Here is an 18,226-nt window from a genome sequence, read left to right as displayed (position 1 = left end):
GCGGGCTAGGGTCGGCCGCGCGGGCGGCGCGCGGAACGGCCGTTGCGCGGCACGCAACGAGCTGCCGGACTGCTGCGAAGGGCCGACGCGCATGGATCTGATCCCCCGACCCCAGGTCGTCGTCCTGCGAGAGGACGAGCCGCGCTTCGTGTTCGGGCCCGAGCCGGTGCTGGCCGTCGCGCCGGGCACCGAGGGCGCCGCGCGCCGGCTGCGGCGGGAGCTGGGGCCGGCCACCGGGTGGGACCTGCCGGCCGCCGGGCCGGGAGTGGCGGGCGACATCCGGCTGCGCCTCGATCCGGAGGCCGGTGAGGGGCTGGGGCCCGAGGGCTACCGGATCGCCGTCGGGGAGGGTGGCGTGGACCTGACCGGCGGGGGCGCCGCCGGGCTGTTCTGGGGCGCGCAGACGCTGCGTCAGCTGCTGGGGCCCGACGCCTACCGCAAGGCCCCGCTGCCCGGCCGCGGCGCTTGGAGCCTGCCCCGGGGCCACATCGTCGACAGCCCCCGCTTCGGATGGCGCGGCATGATGCTCGACGTCGCACGGCACTTCATGCCCAAGGACGGGGTGCTGCGCTACATCGACCTGCTCGCCGCGCACAAGCTCAACGTGCTGCACCTGCACCTGACGGACGACCAGGGCTGGCGGATCGAGATCAAGCGCTACCCGAAACTCACGGAAGTCGGCGCGTGGCGCACCCGCAGCCGCTGGGGGCACCGGGCGTCACCGCTGTGGAACGAGACCCCGCACGGAGGCTTCTACACGCAGGACGACGTCCGCGAGATCGTCGCGTACGCGGCGGAGCGGCACGTGCGGGTGGTGCCCGAGATCGACATCCCCGGGCACTCGCAGGCCGCCATCGCCGCCTATCCGGAACTGGGGAACGCCGACGTCGTGGACACGGCGGCGCTGGAGGTGTGGGACGACTGGGGCATCACCGAGAACGTGCTCGCGCCGTCCGAGGACGTACTGCGGTTCTACGAAGGGGTCTTCGAGGAGCTGCTGGAGCTGTTCCCGGCCGAGGTCTCGCCGTTCGTGCACGTGGGCGGGGACGAGTGCCCCAAGGCGCAGTGGAAGGCGTCCGGGACCGCGCAGGCGCGCATCAGGGAGTTGGGGGTCGACGGGGAGGACGGGCTCCAGTCCTGGTTCGTCCGGCACTTCGACCGCTGGCTCGCCGCGCGCGGGCGGCGGCTGATCGGCTGGGACGAGATCCTGGAGGGCGGACTGGCCGACGGCGCGGCCGTGTCCTCGTGGCGCGGGTACGCGGGCGGCGTCGCCGCCGCCGAGGCCGGGCACGACGTGGTGATGTGCCCGGAGCAGCAGGTGTACCTGGACCACCGTCAGGCGGGCGGCGGGGACGAGCCGATGCCCATCGGCTACGTGCGTTCGCTGGAGGACGTGTACCGCTTTGAACCGGTGCCGCCGAAGCTGTCGGCGCAGGCGGCGGCGCACGTGCTGGGCGCGCAGGCCAACGTGTGGACCGAGGTGATGGAGAGCCAGGGCCGCGTCGACTACCAGGTGTTCCCCAGGCTGTCGGCCTTCGCGGAGGTGGTGTGGTCGCGGCTGCCGGAACCGGAATCCCGGGACTACGCCGGCTTCGCGGAGCGCATGACGGCGCATTACGCACGGCTGGACGCGCTGGGGGTCGAGTACCGGCCGCCGGGAGGCCCGCTGCCGTGGCAGCGGCGGCCGGGGGTGCTGGGGCGGCCGATCGAGGGGGAGCCTCCGATCGTGTGACGTGTGGGGCGGATGGTCACCACAGGGACGGATAGCTGGAAGCGGAACTCTTTGGGAATCTTTGGAACTCCATCCCCAATGGGGCCGATTCGGGGGAAATTCGGAGGAAAAGGGGCGTCCCGGCGAGTGGGTGAGCGGGGGCCGAGCGACGCGTGCGGGTGGGCTTCCGGTGGGCCGGACGGGGCCGGGGCGGGCGCGGGATGGGCACGTGGCGGGCTCGGCGCGGGCTCGGCGAGGCTCGGCCCCGGCTCCTGGTGCGAGCGGCGCGGGCGCCCGGGCGACCCTCGCGCCGGGTGCCGCGGAAGATGTGCCAGAGTTGCCACCTCCCGGCGGTGAGGACGTACCGTACGGCGGACAGGCGCGAGCGCCGGGACCGGGACATCGGGAAGGGGCAGCTGGGTTGACCACGCACGCACCGCACGCATCGCATTCAGCTCAGGGGCTGCAAGCGGCCCAGGCGGCGCAGTCCGTGACGCTGCCGGCCTCGCTCGACGAGGCCGTGGCGGCGCTCGCCGCCATGCCCGCCGCCGTCCCCGTGGCCGGCGGCACCGACCTCATGGCCTCCGTCAACGCGGGCCTGCTGCGGCCCGCCGCACTGGTGGGCCTGGGGCGGATCAACGAGATCCGCGGCTGGCAGTACCAGGACGGGCACGCGCTGCTCGGCGCCGGCCTGACGCACGCCCGGATGGGACGGCCGGATTTCGCCGCTCTGATCCCGGCTCTGGCGGCAGCCGCGCGCGCCGCCGGTCCACCGCAGATCCGCAACGCCGGCACCCTCGGCGGCAACATCGCCACGGCCGCCCCGACCGGTGACGCGCTGCCGGTGCTGGCGGCGCTGGAAGCGGTCCTGATCATCGTCGGACCCGGTGGATCTCAGCGCGAGATCCCGGTCTCCCACCTGCTGGCCGGCCGCGAGATGCTGCGGCCGGGCGAACTGATCGGCTTCGTACGGGTCCCGCTGCTGCACGCCCCGCAGGTGTTCCTGAAGGCCACGGGGCGTACGGGGCCGGGGCGCGCGGTGGCGTCCGTGGGGCTCGTACTGGACCCCGCGCGCCGGGGCGTGCGCTGCGCCGTCGGCGCGGTCGCCCCGATGCCGCTGAGGCCGCTGGAAGCGGAGCACTGGGTGGCCTCGCTGATCGACTGGGACGGGGACCGGAGCCTGGCCCCCGAGGCGCTGGAGGCCTTCGGCGAGTACGTCGCGGCCGCCTGTGTGCCCGACCAGGGTGAACCGGCGACCTCCGGAGTACTGCATCTGCGGCGGACGGTGGCCGTGCTGGCGCGCAGGGCCCTGGGGAGGGCGCTGACCTCATGAGCGAGAACGAGAACCAGAACATGAGCGGAAGCGGAAGCGGAAGCGGAAACGGAAGCGGGACGAACAGGGACGCGGGCGGCACGGGCGGTGCGGGCGGCGACTGGGGCTGGGAGCCGGTGCCGCACGGAGGCGAGTACGACTCCGATGCCACGGCCTTCGTGCAACTGCCGCAGGACATGCTGGACGCGCTCGACAGCGGGGAGCCGCTGGCCGCGCCCGGTCACGGGTACGTGCCGCCGCCGATGATCGTGCCCCTCGGGTCGGCCAGCGCTGACCCGGCGGCCACCGGCACCTGGACGATGCCGGTGCGGTGGCCCGAGGCGGGGACCCCGGCCACGGGCGACACCGGCGCGCACGGGCCGGTCGGTGGCCCGGGTCGCGGGCCGGTCGGCGGGCCGATCCCGGCGTCGATCCCGCTGCCGCCGTCGGTGGCGGCGGCCTTCGGAGAGCCCGCCGCGGCCCAGGCGGACCCGGATTCGGGTGCGACGGCCGAGTGGCGCTTCCCCGAGGCGGCGCAGCAGCCCTCCGACGAGTCGACGACCACCGGGCAGTGGGCACTGCCGACGTTCCCGGATCAGGGTGACTACCAGCGCGGCGGCGCCCTGGACAGCGACTGGAGCCAGGCCCCGGCGACGCTCCCGGGCGGTGCGGCGGCCCCCTGGGCGGACGCCTGGACCGAGTCCGGCGAGCTGCCCCCGCGGGCAGTCGACGCCGGTTCCGGCGGGCCCGAGGGGCTGCTGAGCTCCGGAGTGCTGCCGGCCGACAGCGGTCAGAATGCCGCGCAGCGAGCCGGTGGGGCCGGTGCGGGGCCGGGACGCGGCCCGAGGGTGCTGGGCGGGCCCGGTGTGGGGACGCCGCTGCCGCCGTCGCAGCCGCTGTCCGTGGCGTCGGAGCTCGAACCCGAGGGGGCGCTGCACGCCGCCCCGGACATCGACGCCGCCCACGGGCCGGCCCCGACGCCGGTCGAGGGGGAGCGCCCGCGTCCGGTGGACGCCGAGGGCGCCGGCCTGGGTGACGGACACGGCTTCGCGGAGACACTGCCCGCGCCCGCCGAAGCGGGGGCCGCGCCCACGCCGGACGAGGGCGCCGCCGACAGCGGCGTGACACCGCCGGACGAGGGCATCGGCGAAGGTTTCCCGGCCCAGGAGCCGACGTACGAGGACGAAGGAATCCCGGCCGCCGCCCATCACGAGCACCCGTCGGCTTCCTACGTCCTGCGCGTCAACGGCGCCGACCGGCCCGTCACCGGCGCGTGGATCGGCGAGTCACTCCTCTACGTGCTGCGCGAGCGCCTCGGCCTGGCCGGCGCCAAGGACGGCTGCTCGCAGGGCGAGTGCGGGGCCTGCGCGGTACAGGTCGACGGGCGGCTCGTCGCCTCCTGCCTGGTACCGGCGGCGACGGCGGCCGGGAGCGAGGTGCGCACCGTCGAAGGTCTCGCGACGGACGGGGAACTCTCGGACGTGCAGCAGGCGTTGTGCAGGTCGGGCGCGGTGCAGTGCGGATTCTGCGTACCGGGCATGGCCATGACGATCCACGACCTGCTGTCGGGCAACCACGCCCCCAGCACCCTGGAGACCCGCCAGGCGCTGTGCGGCAACCTCTGCCGCTGCTCCGGCTACAAGGGCGTCCTGGAGGCGGTCCGCGAGGTCGTCGCCGAGCGCGACGCGGCGTCTTCCGGTACGGGCTCGGGCAGCGGCTCCGCCTTCGAGGACTCCTCACCGGCCGAGCCGCGCATCCCCCACCAGGCACCGCCCGGCGAGGGCGGGATCCACGGGATGCCCGGGGGGCACGGGATGCCCGGTAACCACGGGAACCACGGGAACCACGGGATCGACCACAACGGAGGCATGGTGTGAGCGGGCACGACGCGGCCACGGCGACGACCAGCGTCACGACGACGGTGAGCCTCGCCCCCGAGGGCGAGCAGCCGCGGCTCCTGCGCGGAATCGGAGTCTCCGTCCCGTCCGCGGACGCCCGCGCCAAGGCCGAGGGCACCTTCCCGTACGCCGCCGACCTCTGGGCCGAGGGCCTGCTGTGGGCCGCGGTGCTGCGCTCCCCGCACGCCCACGCCCGCATCCTCTCCATCGACACCTCCGCCGCCGCCGAGATGCCCGGCGTCCGCTGCGTCCTCACCCACGCCGACGTCCCCGGCGCGACCACGCACGGCCGCCGCATCGCCGACCGGCCCGTCTTCGCCCACGACGTCGTACGCCACCACGGCGAACCCATCGCCGCCGTCGCCGCCGACCACCCCGACACGGCGCGGCTAGCGGCCGCCGCCATCACCGTCGAGTACGAACTCCTCGACGCCGTCACCGACCCCGAGCAGTCCTTCGGCGCCGCCCCGCTGCACCCCGACGGCAACCTGATCCGGCACATCCCGCTGCGCTACGGCGACCCCGAGGCGACCGGCGAGATCGTCGTCGAGGGCCTCTACCGGATCGGCCGCCAGGACCCCGCGCCCATCGGGGCGGAAGCCGGACTGGCCGTGCCGCGCCCCGACGGGGGCGTGGAGATCTACACCGCCTCCACCGACCCGCACACCGACCGCGACCTGGCGGCGGCCTGCTTCGGCCTCGACCCGGACCGCGTACGGGTCGTCGTCACCGGCGTCCCGGGCGCGACCGCCGACCGCGAGGACCCCGCCTTCCAGCTCCCGCTCGGACTGCTGGCGCTGCGCACGGGCTGCCCCGTCAAGCTGGCCGCCACCCGCGAGGAGTCCTTCCTCGGCCACGCCCACCGCCACCCCACCCTGCTGCGCTACCGCCACCACGCGGACGCCGAGGGCCGGCTGGTCAAGGTCGAGGCCCAGATCCTGATGGACGCGGGCGCGTACGCCGACGCCTCCGCGGAATCCCTCGCGGCGGCCGTGGCCTTCGCCTGCGGCCCGTACATCGTCCCGCACGCCTTCGTCGAGGGCTGGGCCGTCCGTACGAACAACCCGCCGTCGGGCCATGTCCGCGGCGAAGGCGCCTTCCAGGTCTGCGCGGCGTACGAGGGCCAGATGGACAAGCTGGCCGCCGCCCTCGGCATCGACGGCGCGGAACTGCGCATGCGCAACGTCCTGTCCACCGGCGACCTCCTGCCCACCGGCCAGACGGTCACCTGCCCCGCCCCGGTGGCCGAACTCCTCCGAGCCGTCCGCGACTTCCCGCTGCCCTCCCTCCCGAAGGACGCCCCGGAGGAGGAGTGGCTGCTGCCCGGCGGCCTCGAAGGCGCGGGCGAACCGGGCGCCGTACGGCGCGGAGTCGGCTACGGCGTGGGCATGGTCCACATGCTCGGCGCCGAGGGCGCGGACGAGGTCTCCACCGCCACCGTGAAGGTGGTCAACGGCGCCGCGACCGTCATCTGCGCGGCGGTCGACACCGGCCAGGGCTTTTCCACCCTGGCCCGCCAGATCGTCCAGGAGACGCTCGGCGTCGACGAGGTGGTGACGGCCCCGGTCGACACCGACCAGCCGCCGGCGGGCCCGTCGGCGCACGGCCGGCACACGTGGGTGTCGGGCGGAGCGGTGGAGCGGGCGGCCAAGATGGTCCGTACGCAGCTGCTCCAGCCGATGGCCCACAAGCTGGGCATGTCGACGGAACTCCTCCAGATCGCGGATGGCCGGATCACGTCGTACGACGGCGCCTTCTCCACGACGGTCGCGGAGGCGATGGAGGGCAAGGAACTCTGGGCGACGGCCCAGTGCCGGCCCCACCCGACCGAACCGCTGGACGCGGACGGCCAGGGGGACGCCTTCGTCGGCCTCGCCTTCTGCGCGATCCGCGCGGTGGTCGACGTGGACATCGAACTCGGCTCGGTCCGGGTCGTGGAACTGGCCGTCGCCCAGGACGTCGGCCGCGTCCTCAACCCCCGCCAGCTGGAGGCCCGTATCGAAGCGGGCGTCACGCAGGGCGTGGGCGCGGCCCTCACGGAGAACCTCCGCTCGGTGGCCGGCCTCGTCCGCCACCCCGACCTGACGGGCTACGCCCTGCCGACCTCGCTGGACGCCCCGGCGGTCCGCATCGTCAAACTGGTCGAGGAACGCGACGTGGTGGCCCCCTTCGGAGCGAAGGCCGCAAGCGCGGTCCCGGTGGTCACGACCCCGGCGGCGGTGGCCTCGGCGGTCCGCGCGGCCACGGGCCGCCCGGTCAACAGGATCCCGATCCGGCCATCGGCGGCGGTCGCGGTGCCCAACTCGTGACCGTGTGACCTGCATTGCACCTGCAACCCGAGCTTGGGACTGTCAGCGCCGATCGTTAGAGTGGTCCACGACGCTGGGCACGTATGTGTGCGGGCGGGTGTGAACGGGCGCGAACGGGGACACGGCGCGCGCGGTGACGGGGAGTCGGGGAGGCCATCGTGGCAGTGGACAACGGATCAGGGGTGCTCGGAGGCGGCGTCTCCGCGAGCGTCGCGGACGCGGTGATGCGTCAGGCGAAGGCGCTCGAGGTCGAGTACGAATCGCTGAGCGACTACAAGAAGCTGGTCGACGACCTCCTGAAGAAGCTCGACGGCTCCGAGGCTGACGACAAGAAGCTCGCCCACGGCACCCTGCCGGAGGGCACGCTGGGCAAGGGCTTCGCGGAGGCGGACGCCCTCTTCAAGGCCTACACGACCGTGCACAGCGAGCTGCAGAAGCTGTCCCAGGGCCTGGCGGGCCAGATCGAGGGCCTGGGCATCGCGATCATGACGGCGGGCAAGGGCTACGGCGAGGTCGACGAGGACACGCAGGAGCGCATGCGGGCCATCATCCGGCGATCGAAGCAGGACTACGTCCCTGACCGCGACCCGCTGGTCCGCCAGGAGAAGCAGGCGCAGCAGGCCGCCGGCGCCGGCGGCGACACGAGCACGTCGGGAGGCACGGTCTGATGGCGACGAACTTCGAGGGCTACACGCACGAGCAACTGCTCGCCATGATCGCGTCGCTGAACCCGGAGACGGTCAAGGCCCGCGGCACCCAGCTCACGCAGGCAGCTGACACGATCAAGGAAATCGGCAGAAACCTCAAGAAGCACCAGGTCAAGGGCTGGGAGGGCGAAGCGGCCCAGGCCTTCCAGGACTGGGTGAGCCGAGCGGGCAGCGCGACGCTGCTCCTGGGCGACTACAGCGCCGCGGGCGGCAAGTGGATGACCGAGGCCGCCCAGACGATGGTCGAGGTCAAGGCCAACACCCCCAAGTACGACACGGGCGCGGCGGCCAACCTCGCGGCGGCGCGCGAGTACCGCAACGACCCGGACTCCCAGGAGATGGGCCAGACGGCACACTCCAAGCTGAGCGGCGACCGCCAGCAGGCCATCCAGCAACTGACGAAGCTGGCGCAGTCGTATGACGCGTCGGCGACGCAGATGGGGAAGGCGGAGGTTCCGACGTTTCCGCCGCCGCCGGGGGATTTTGAGCCCAAGGGTGTCTTTGCCGGCTCCTACATGGACCGTTCCAGTGGTGGCTCCGGTGGTGAATCTGGTTCTGGGGCGTCCTCGTACGCGGTGTCGGTCCCAGAGGGTGGCGCTCGTTCGAACGAGCCCGGCCGGACGGCCGTTCAGCCGGCTGCGCCGGACAATACGCGGCCTCCGACAGCAGAGCCTTTGCCCACGTTGCCTCCTCTGGTCATGCCGGACCGTGATGTGAACGTGGATCTCGACCATGTCGCCACGCTCCCGGACAAGACCCTGCCTCCGACCACCGGGTTGCCCGGCGGGCCAGGCCCCGGAACTCCTGTCGGCCCGGGTGTCCCGGGGCCTTTCCCCAGCGGCCCGATGCCGTCCTTGACGCTTCCGTCGAAGGGCGGCCCGTCGCTTCCGGGCGGCGGCCCGCTGCCGCCGGGTACGAGGCCTCCGAGCGGTCTCGGCGGCAAGGTCGGACTGCCCCCGCGCGACACCGGCATCATGGGTGGTCGGCCGATTACCTCGGGCCCCACCGCCGGCATTCCGCGCGGCACGGTCATCGGCGGGGAAGGCACGCACGCCGGTGGCCGAGGCCCGGGCGGCATGATGGGCGGCGGCCTTGGTGGCCCCCACGGCGGCCAGGGTGGTTCAGCGGCTGGTCGTCGGCTGGCCATGGAGCAGGGCGGTGTCGTCGGTGGCCGCCAGGCCGCTGCGGGCGGCCGGCCGGTCGCGGGTGGCCAGCCGTTCACCCAGGGAGGCTCGGGCCTCGTACGCAACGGGGCAGGCTCTGGTGGAATGGGCCACGCCGGTACGGGTGCCCAGAACCCGGGCACGCGACGCAATGACCGGGGGGGCGAGCGCCCCGACTACCTGGCCGAGGACGAAGAGACCTGGCAGGGCAACCGTCGCGTTGTGCCGCCAGTGATCGACTGAGTAGAACGGACGTTGCACGGTATGCGCATGGGTAAGGCGACCTCGGCCCTCATGGGTCTGCTGCTCGTCGGGGTCGCCGCGACCCCGGCCCATGCGCAGACGATCCGAGAGAAGCAGTGGCACCTCGGTGCCATGAAGGCCGACGACATCTGGAAGATCAGTACGGGTAAGGGCGTCACCGTCGCCGTCATCGACAGTGGTGTTGCACGGATTCCCGAACTAGAGGGTCAAGTACTCCCCGGTAAGGACTTCGCGACGGAGCTTGAAGGGGACGAGCGGACCGACTACGACAGACACGGCACCGCTATGGCTGCAGTGATCGCTGGTTCTGGAAAGCATCCAAGCGGTGATGGCGCGTTCGGCCTTGCTCCCGGCGCGAAAATTCTTCCGATCCGGGTGCCACACGAGTTCAATGACACAAGCCCGTCATGGACTGCAGCGATTCGGTATGCGGCAGACTCGAATGCCAAGATCATCAATATCTCCATGGTCACATCCAAGGACGATCCCGAGCGTCTTGCCGCTGTGAAATACGCCCTCTCCAAGGGAAAGCTGATCTTTGCTGGTGTGGGCAATGATGGCGATACAACGAACGAGATCCGCTACCCGGCTGCGACGCCTGGCGTGGTTGGCGTCGGAGCGGTAGACCGTGGTGGGGTTGCGACCAAGGAGTCGCAGCACGGTCCGCAGGTTGACATGTCAGCCCCCGGCATTGACATCGTCACCGCCTGTGCTGGCAAGACGGAGCTCTGCAACACCCACGGCACCAGCGACGCCACCGCCCTCGCCTCCGCCTCCGCAGCCCTCCTCTGGTCCGCTCACCCCGACTGGACCAACAACCAGGTCCTCCGGGTCCTCCTGAACACCGCGGGCAAGCCCGTCGACGGCGTCGAGCGCAACGACTACGTCGGCTACGGCGTGGTCCGCCCCCGGATCGCGATTCCCACGCCCGGTGACCCCGGCCCGGCGGACGTGTTTCCGCTTCCCGACCTGGCCGCGGCCGAGGCGAAGCAGTCGCCTTCGGCCTCGCCGTCGGCCGGTGACACCGGCCCCAAGCCCGCGCCGCAGGCCGAGGCCAAGAAGGACGATGACGGCAGCATCGTCCCCTGGATCGCCCTGGGTATGGGAGCCTGCCTTCTCATCGGCGGCGCCGTGACGGCAGTCGTCGTGCGCCGCAGCAAGCGATGACCTGACCTGACCTCCCCTGAAACAGGAGTGCACGCGATGTCGTTCGACGAGGAATGGTCCGCCGCCCGTGCCACCGCCACGGCCAACGTCAACATGCGGCTCAACCAGGTCCCCTCCGATCCCGGCGGCAGCAGCGGCGGCAGCGCCGATCTCGAGCTGAACCAGGACCACATCGGCGCCGTCGGCTCCGAGGCGCACAAGCTGCACTCCCGGCTCCAGACGGACGGCAAGCACGCCGCCACCGCCACCGCCGAGGCGGCCGGCGCGCTGTCGAAGGAGGGCTTCGCGAGTGGGGCGGCGCTCCTCAAGGTCAACACCCGTTGGGAGAATCAGGTGAAGACCCTCGTGGCCGCCTGCGCGAACATCTCCAACGGTCTGAACTACTCGCTCTCCTCCCACAACAAGGAAGAAGAGCGGCTGTACGCCGAGTTCACGTCGTCCAAGATCGACGAATACCTCAAGTAGGCGCCTCCTCGGACAGAAAGGCGTACGGCCGCGTGCTGACGTACGAGAACGTGATGAACGCCCCCGTCGACAAGTTAGCCACCGCGATCCGCGACTGGCAGGCGATGGTCGCCAAGCTCGACGAGCTGGCCGAGGCCGCTCGCAACGGCATGAAGGCCAAGTCCGACAAGGCCGAGTGGAGCGGTGTCACCGCCGGCGTGGCCCGGCCCTTCGTCGACAAGACGGCCAAGGAGTTCGAGGACGCCGCCAAGGAAGCCAAGGGCATCCATCAGGCACTCACCCAGGGCCACGCCACCTTCAAGTCCTCCCGTGACCAGCTGAAGAAGATCTCTGAGGAAGAGGCCCCCGCCGCCGGCTTCCAGGTCGACGCCAAGGGCAAGGTCACGCCCGTTCCCCTCGCCGACAAGGACCGCTACGCGGCACGGCACGACCCCGACTACCAGGAGTCGATCCGCGTCAACCGGCCGCTGTGGCAGGCGAAAATCGACGCCGTCATCGACGCGTGTGACGACGTCGACCAGTCACTCGCCCGGCTGCTCAACGCCAACGTCACCGAGGACCACAATTTCAGCGGTCCGAAGTACTCCAGTCTCGCCGCCGAACAGGCCGGCCGCGCCGCCGACCTGGCGAAGAAGGGCCGGGAGCTCACCCACGCCGAGCTCGTGGAACTCAACGAGCTGCTGGCGGACAACGCCAAGGTGGCGGAGTTCTCCACCAAGTTCTACGACACCCTTGGCCCCAAGGGTGCGCTGCAGTTCTTCGGGTACTTGTCGACCGACACGCACGAGTACGGCAAGGTCGACGAGCAGCGGCTCAAGGATGTCCAGGAACTCCAGAAGAACCTCGGCCTCAACCTCGCCACCGCCACCCGGTCGACGTCCGAGCCGCACCTGCCCGACAGCTATGCCCAGGAGCTCCGCAAGCTCGGCACCCAGCACATCCCGCTGGCGCGGTACGACCAGAACCCGCCCTACGGGTACCAGCTGCTCGGCGGCATCATGCGCTACGGGAACTACGACCCCAAGTTCCTGGTCCCCATCGCCGAGCACGCGACGCAGATCCACGCCAAGAACCCGGATTTCTTCAACCAGACCCGGCAGCTCAACGGCTACGGCAAGAACATGCTCAACCCCTCCGGGATCAACGGCGCCGGCTACGACCCGGTGGTCAGCTTCCTGGAGGCACTGGGCCACAGCCCGGACGCGGCGAAGAAGTTCTTCGACCCCGAACGCCCACCGCAGGCCTACAGCCACGACGGCTCGGAGAAGTCCGGTCCGGCGGATCTGGGCAAGGGCAAGGACAAGCAGCCGATCAAGAACTACCTCGACTTCTTCGGCCACGAGAAGTACGACTTCACCATCGATATGGAGGGCACCAATCCGGACGACCTGAAGAAGGTCAAGCAGTACATGCCGGATGCTCTGGGACACGCTCTGGAAGCGGCGACGCTCGGCCACGCGTGGGACGACCCCTCGCCCAAGCTGTCGCGCGACGACACCTCCGCGAGCATCATGAAGGAGGTCGTAACCAAGTACGGGGGCGACGCTGGACTGCTCAATGAGCAAGAGGCGCTGGCGGATAGCGTGGGCAACATGACGGCCGGCTATATCGACGACGTCAACCGGGCGCTCACTGAGAACGATGCCAGCAGCCCGTTTGAGCCGCGGGGCGGTTCCACCGGTCACGTGACACTCGAGCGAGACGAAGCCCGCAAGCTGCTGAGCGCACTCGGTCAGCACCCTGACGCCTACGCCACGGTGTCCACCGCCGAGCGGATCTACACGACGTCGGTCCTGGAGGCCCAAGTGGGCCCGGACGGCCAGATCGACAAGGGAGCTTCCCGGGAGGCCGCACGCGTAGGCGCGGAGGTGCAGGGGATGCTGGACAAGGCCCGCGCAGACCAGGTGCAGGAACACCATGTGGAGAAAGACGAGGCGTACAACAAGGCGCTGGAGGAGCGCAGCGCATGGATCCAGTTCGGTGCAGGAGCGGCGGTCGCGGCGGGAGTCGCCTTCCTACCGGCGACCGCTGCGGTAGGTGCTGCCGCCATCCTGGTTCCGCTCGCCGTGGACACAGGTAGTGGCGCCTTGGAGACGATGGCGGGTCAGGTCGTCGGCGACTGGTCGGAGGCGGAGAAGAAGAAGAACGAGGACGACTCCAAGAAGGAGCTCCGCGACCAGAAGGACGAGATCTACCGAGCGGGCGAGGAGACGATGCAGGCGCCCTCGAGGCGGTTCATCAACCAATACAACCTGAGAGAGAGCGACTCTGACTTCGCGGAGGACCTGCGCCAGGCCGCTCTGATCGGCTATGGGACAGGCTCCGACCGAGAGGACCAGCACGGTCATGATCCGGAGTAGAACGTCGTGTCTCTTGGCACGAATGCGAGGGCCACTGGCCGTCGGCATGACGGCGGCGCTCCTCGCCACTGGATGTGGAGCGTGGGGTGACGGCGAGAAAGATGATGCGCCGAGCGCAGAAGCGGACGTTGGCGCAGGTGAGGTCTGTCACGGGCTTTTCGCCGGGGAGGCAGAAAAGGCGCTCCAGGCGACATTGGGCACCGAGGGCTTCTCACGCTCGACGGACGGGGACGGTGTGAAGGACGCGGCCGAGAAACTGGCCGGTGAGCCAGTGGCTGGAGGCGACTCCTGGCGTGAGCGACGGATCTGTGGGGTCTATGAGCAAGAGGCTTCCACGATTGCCGGGCTGACCGTGACTGCTGAGCGGGTGGTGCCGGCTGTCGCGGACGCGCCGCACACCAGCCCGGAGGTGGCGCGGTACCAGCTGGGGCGCACTGCCTGGGCCAACGCGAACAGGGCCGTTGTGTACATCGACTGCATCAGTCCCAGGCTGGCCGGCGCGGAGGAGGCCAACCCGGCCGTCCTGGCTGTCAGTGCGTGGAACCGAAGGTTCCCTCAGGGAGACGTCGCCAAGTACCGGGAGGCGAACTTGGCACTCGCATACGTGGCCTCGGTCGCGCTGGTCAAGGAATTGGGCTGCAAGAACAACGGCGGTCTGGCGGACCGGCTCACCGTGCAGGAGGTTCCGGCAGGGTAGCGAGGTCTGCGGGGGCCTAGGGCCAGGGGCTGACGTGGGGTACGTCGAATGACAGGGGCGTGGAGGGGGCGTGGGCCTTACTCTGGGGCGATGAGTGCTCTTGAACGCCGTGTGCCGAGTGGGCCCGATATAGCCGTGGCGGGGTCGGCGGCGGCTTCCGGGGGTGGGATTCTGGCTCCCGCGTACCGGACGCTCAGTATCGGGATCATCTCCGTGATCTTCCTGATCGCCTTCGAGGCCACCGCCGTGGGGACGGCCATGCCCGTCGCCGCGCGGGAGCTCGACGGGATCGGGCTCTACGCCTTCGGGTTCTCCGCCTACTTCACGACCAGCCTGTTCGGGATGGTCCTGTCCGGGCAGTGGGCCGACCGGCAGGGGCCGTTGCGGGCGCTGACCGTCGGGATCGGGGCCTTCGCCGCCGGGCTGGCGTGTTCGGGGACCGCAGAGGTCATGTGGATGTTCGTCCTCGGGCGGGCCGTGCAGGGCTTCGGCGGCGGGCTCGTCATCGTCGCCCTGTACGTCGTCGTCAGCCGGGCCTACGAGGAGCGGCTGCGGCCCGCGATCATGGCCGCCTTCGCCGCGAGCTGGGTGGTGCCGTCGATCGTCGGGCCGCTGGCCTCCGGGACGGTCACCGAGCACCTCGGCTGGCGGTGGGTGTTCCTCGGGATACCGGCGTTGGTGGTGGTGCCGCTGGTGGTCGCCCTGCCGGCGATACGGCGGACCGCTTCCGGTCCCGTCGACGCGGGCGGGACCCCCGTCGCCTTCGACCGGCGGCGGATCCGGCTCGCCCTGGGGATCTCGGTCGGCGCGGGGCTGCTCCAGTACGCCGCCCAGGACCTGCGGTGGCTGTCGCTCGTACCGGGCATCGCCGGTGCGGCCCTGATGGTGCCGGCGGTTCTGGGACTGCTGCCGCGCGGGACGTACCTGGCCCGGCGCGGGCTGCCGTCCGTGGTGCTGCTGCGCGGGCTGGCGGCGGGGTCGTTCATCGCGGCGGAGAGCTTCGTACCGCTGATGCTGGTCACCCAGCGCGGCCTGAGCCCGACGCTGGCCGGGTTCTCGCTGGCGCTGGGCGGGGTGACCTGGGCGACCGGCTCGTGGGTGCAGTCGAAGGGGCGGATGGCGCCGTACCGGGAGCGGCTGATGGTCGGCGGGATGGTGATGGTGGCCGTGGCGATCGCCGCAGCTCCCGCGGTGCTGATCGAGTCCGTGCCGGTGTGGACGCTGGCGGTGGCGTGGGCGCTGGGCTGTCTCGGCATGGGGCTGGTGATCGGTTCGACCAGCGTGCTGCTGCTGAAGCTGTCGGCGCCGCAGGAGGCGGGCGCGAACTCCGCCTCGCTGCAGATCTCGGACGCGCTGGCGAACGTGGTGCTGCTGGCGGGCGGGGGCGCCGCCTTCGCCGCGCTGGGCGGGGGAGCGGTGGGGGCCGGTCACGCCGTGGCCGAGGGGGCGGGGGCCTCGCATCCCGCCGCCTTCGTCGTGGTGTTCCTGCCGATGGCCGCCGTTGCGCTGGTGGGGGCGTGGGTCGCGACCCGGCTGGATCCCGTCCCGGCCTCCTCTTCCGCCGCAAAGTAGTACCACCTTGGCCCCACCGGTGGTACCGTTTTGGTATGGCGATGAACCTGCGTCTCCGCGACGACCAGCAAGAGGCCCTCAAGATTCGCGCTGAGGAAGAGGGCCGCAGCATGCACGCCATAGTGCTCCAGGCGATCGACCGCTACCTCGAACAGGAGGCGGACCGCGAGACGGTCCGCCGATTGGGTGAGAAGTACGCCAAGGGTCACGCCGACCTGCTGCGCCGCCTGGGGGAGTGAGTGAAGTACCTGACCGTCCAGGAAGCCCTGGACCTGGCGGAGCTCGCCATGGCGGGACAGCAGGTCGCGGTGCGCGACCTGGGCCTGCTCAGCTCCGCCGTGCACCGGCCGCAATCCCAGATGTTCGCGGTCGAGGCGTACACGGACCTGTTCGAGAAGGCCGCCGCGCTGCTGCAGTCACTCGCCGTCAACCACCCTCTGGTGGACGGCAATAAGCGCATGGCGTGGATGTGCACTGTCGTGTTCCTCGACTTCAACGGGACCGAAATGATCGATGTCGATCAGGACGAGTCGTACAAGCTGGTGATCGAGGTGGCCGCAGGCAGCCTCGAAGACGTGGGGGAGATCGCACGCCGTCTGCGGACGCTGCACGAAGCCATGTGACGCTCGCCGCACCGCCCAAGTTCCGGGCCCGTCCCTCCGCGAGGGGCGGGCCCGGGCCGGTAGGGTGGCCCGGTTGTCCTACGTACGACTGCCGAGAGCGACGAGCCGGAGACCGTGACCACTACCGCCTCCCACCACCTCTCACCCGCCTTCCCCGGCCGCGCGCCGTGGGGCACCGCCAGCAAGCTGCGTGCCTGGCAGGAGAGTGCCCTGAACCGGTACCTGGAGACGCAGCCGCGTGATTTCCTCGCGGTCGCGACCCCAGGAGCGGGCAAGACCACCTTCGCGCTCACGCTCGCCTCCTGGCTGCTGCACCACCACGTGGTCCAGCAGGTGACCGTCGTCGCGCCGACCGAGCACCTGAAGAAGCAGTGGGCCGAAGCGGCCGCCCGGATAGGCATCCGGCTGGACCCGGAGTACTCCGCCGGGCCGCTCAGCAAGGACTACCACGGGGTCGCCGTGACGTACGCGGGCGTCGGCGTACGGCCGATGCTGCACCGCAACCGCTGCGAGCAGCGCAAGACCCTGGTGATCCTCGACGAGATCCACCACGCGGGCGACTCCAAGTCCTGGGGCGAGGCCTGCCTGGAGGCCTTCGACCCCGCGACCCGGCGCCTGGCCCTGACCGGTACGCCCTTCCGGTCCGACACCAATCCGATTCCCTTCGTCGCGTACGAGGAGGGCAACGACGGGATCCGGCGGTCCTCGGCCGACTACACCTACGGGTACGGGAACGCCCTGGGCGACGGCGTCGTGCGGCCCGTCATCTTCCTCTCCTACAGCGGCAACATGCGCTGGCGCACCAAGGCGGGCGACGAGATCGCCGCCCGGCTCGGCGAGCCGATGACCAAGGACGCCATCTCCCAGGCCTGGCGTACGGCGCTCGACGCGCGCGGCGACTGGATGCCGAACGTGCTGCGCGCGGCCGACCAGCGGCTGACCGAGGTCAGGAAGGGCATCCCGGACGCGGGGGGCCTCGTCATCGCTTCCGACCAGGACTCGGCGCGCTCGTACGCCAAGCTGCTGAAGGAGATCACCGGCAGCAAGGCGACCGTGGTCCTGTCCGACGACACCGGCGCGTCGAAGCGGATCGACGAGTTCAGCGAGGACGGCAGCCGCTGGATGGTCGCGGTCCGGATGGTGTCCGAGGGCGTCGACGTACCGCGCCTCGCGGTGGGCGTGTACGCGACCACCATCTCGACGCCGCTGTTCTTCGCACAGGCCGTCGGGCGGTTCGTGCGATCGCGCAGGCGCGGCGAGACGGCGTCCGTGTTCCTTCCTACGATCCCCTACCTCCTCGGCTTCGCCAACGAGATGGAGGTCGAACGCGACCACGTCCTCGACAAGCCGAAGAAGCAGGGCGAGGAAGACCCGTACGCCGACTCCGAGAAGGAGATGGACGAGGCGAACCGGCAGGAGGACGAGGACACCGGCGACGACGAGCAGATGTCCTTCGAGGCGCTGGAGTCCGACGCCGTCTTCGACCGGGTGCTCTACGACGGCGCCGAGTTCGGCATGCAGGCGCACCCCGGTAGCGAGGAGGAGCAGGACTACCTCGGCATCCCCGGGCTGCTGGAGCCGGACCAGGTGCAGATGCTGCTGCAGAAGCGGCAGTCGCGGCAGATCGCGCACAGCAGGCGCAAGCCGGACGGTGAGGCGGACCTGCTGGAGCTGCCGGCCGACCGGCGGCCGGTGGTCTCGCACAAGGAGCTGCTGGAGCTGCGCAAGTCGCTGAACACCATGGTGGGCGCGTACGTCCACCAGAGCGGCAAGCCGCACGGCGTGATCCACACTGAGCTGCGCCGGGTGTGCGGCGGGCCGCCGAGCGCCGAGGCGACGGCGGGGCAGCTGCGGGAGCGGATCAAGAAGGTGCAGGAGTGGGCCACGCGGATGCGGTGACGCTGCCGCTGCCGCTGCCGCTGCCGCTGGTGTGAGGGGGCTGGGGAACGCGGAACGGGGTCCGTGCGCTGGTGCGCAC

At 71.1% G+C, this 18,226-nt stretch carries 14 protein-coding genes; all 14 read left to right on the top strand.

The window, feature by feature from the left end; all coding sequences use genetic code 11:
* The first annotated feature begins 91 nt into the window (after positions 1–91).
* Positions 92–1,732, top strand: coding sequence for a beta-N-acetylhexosaminidase (locus ACWDYJ_RS18155; protein ID WP_451566560.1), 1,641 nt, complete (start codon positions 92–94; stop codon positions 1,730–1,732).
* A gap of 400 nt (positions 1,733–2,132) precedes the next feature.
* Positions 2,133–3,044, top strand: coding sequence for an FAD binding domain-containing protein (locus ACWDYJ_RS18150; protein WP_451566559.1), 912 nt, complete (start codon positions 2,133–2,135; stop codon positions 3,042–3,044).
* Positions 3,041–4,900, top strand: coding sequence for a (2Fe-2S)-binding protein (locus tag ACWDYJ_RS18145; RefSeq protein WP_451566558.1), 1,860 nt, complete (start codon positions 3,041–3,043; stop codon positions 4,898–4,900). The genes ACWDYJ_RS18150 and ACWDYJ_RS18145 overlap by 4 nt, the downstream gene beginning before the upstream one ends.
* The gene (locus ACWDYJ_RS18140; protein ID WP_451566557.1) at positions 4,897–7,230 is read left to right on the top strand and encodes a xanthine dehydrogenase family protein molybdopterin-binding subunit; all 2,334 of its coding nucleotides are present in this window, start codon (positions 4,897–4,899) and stop codon (positions 7,228–7,230) included. The genes ACWDYJ_RS18145 and ACWDYJ_RS18140 overlap by 4 nt, the downstream gene beginning before the upstream one ends.
* Before the next feature lie 158 nt (positions 7,231–7,388).
* On the top strand, positions 7,389–7,898 hold the full coding sequence (locus ACWDYJ_RS18135; RefSeq protein ID WP_451566556.1) for a DUF2563 family protein: 510 nt from the start codon (positions 7,389–7,391) through the stop codon (positions 7,896–7,898).
* Positions 7,898–9,343, top strand: a complete 1,446-nt coding sequence (locus ACWDYJ_RS18130) for a WXG100 family type VII secretion target (protein WP_451566555.1) — start codon at positions 7,898–7,900, stop codon at positions 9,341–9,343. The genes ACWDYJ_RS18135 and ACWDYJ_RS18130 overlap by 1 nt, the downstream gene beginning before the upstream one ends.
* A 27-nt stretch (positions 9,344–9,370) precedes the next feature.
* Complete coding sequence (gene mycP / locus ACWDYJ_RS18125) at positions 9,371–10,531, top strand: type VII secretion-associated serine protease mycosin (RefSeq protein WP_451566554.1); 1,161 nt, start codon at positions 9,371–9,373, stop codon at positions 10,529–10,531.
* A gap of 36 nt (positions 10,532–10,567) precedes the next feature.
* Complete coding sequence (locus ACWDYJ_RS18120; protein WP_451566553.1) at positions 10,568–10,996, top strand: hypothetical protein; 429 nt, start codon at positions 10,568–10,570, stop codon at positions 10,994–10,996.
* A 32-nt stretch (positions 10,997–11,028) separates the two neighbouring features.
* Positions 11,029–13,356 (top strand): hypothetical protein, encoded by a 2,328-nt coding sequence (locus tag ACWDYJ_RS18115; protein ID WP_451566552.1) that lies wholly within the window; start codon positions 11,029–11,031, stop codon positions 13,354–13,356.
* 46 nt (positions 13,357–13,402) lie between these two features.
* Entirely contained in the window at positions 13,403–14,053 is a 651-nt protein-coding gene (locus ACWDYJ_RS18110) for a hypothetical protein (RefSeq protein WP_451566551.1), read from the top strand.
* Between the two features lie 90 nt (positions 14,054–14,143).
* On the top strand, positions 14,144–15,625 hold the full coding sequence (locus ACWDYJ_RS18105; RefSeq protein ID WP_451566550.1) for an MFS transporter: 1,482 nt from the start codon (positions 14,144–14,146) through the stop codon (positions 15,623–15,625).
* Positions 15,626–15,666: 41 nt separating this feature from the next.
* The gene (locus ACWDYJ_RS18100; RefSeq protein ID WP_362056460.1) at positions 15,667–15,864 is read left to right on the top strand and encodes an Arc family DNA-binding protein; all 198 of its coding nucleotides are present in this window, start codon (positions 15,667–15,669) and stop codon (positions 15,862–15,864) included.
* Entirely contained in the window at positions 15,865–16,248 is a 384-nt protein-coding gene (locus ACWDYJ_RS18095; RefSeq protein ID WP_451566549.1) for a type II toxin-antitoxin system death-on-curing family toxin, read from the top strand.
* A gap of 114 nt (positions 16,249–16,362) precedes the next feature.
* Complete coding sequence (locus ACWDYJ_RS18090; RefSeq protein ID WP_451566548.1) at positions 16,363–18,147, top strand: DEAD/DEAH box helicase; 1,785 nt, start codon at positions 16,363–16,365, stop codon at positions 18,145–18,147.
* The last annotated feature ends 79 nt before the right edge of the window (positions 18,148–18,226 follow it).

It is taken from the genome of Streptomyces sp. NPDC003042 (genome assembly GCF_053591315.1).
The sequence above is the reverse complement of the archived record's forward strand: the minus strand, read 5'-3'. Positions and strand labels throughout refer to the sequence as shown.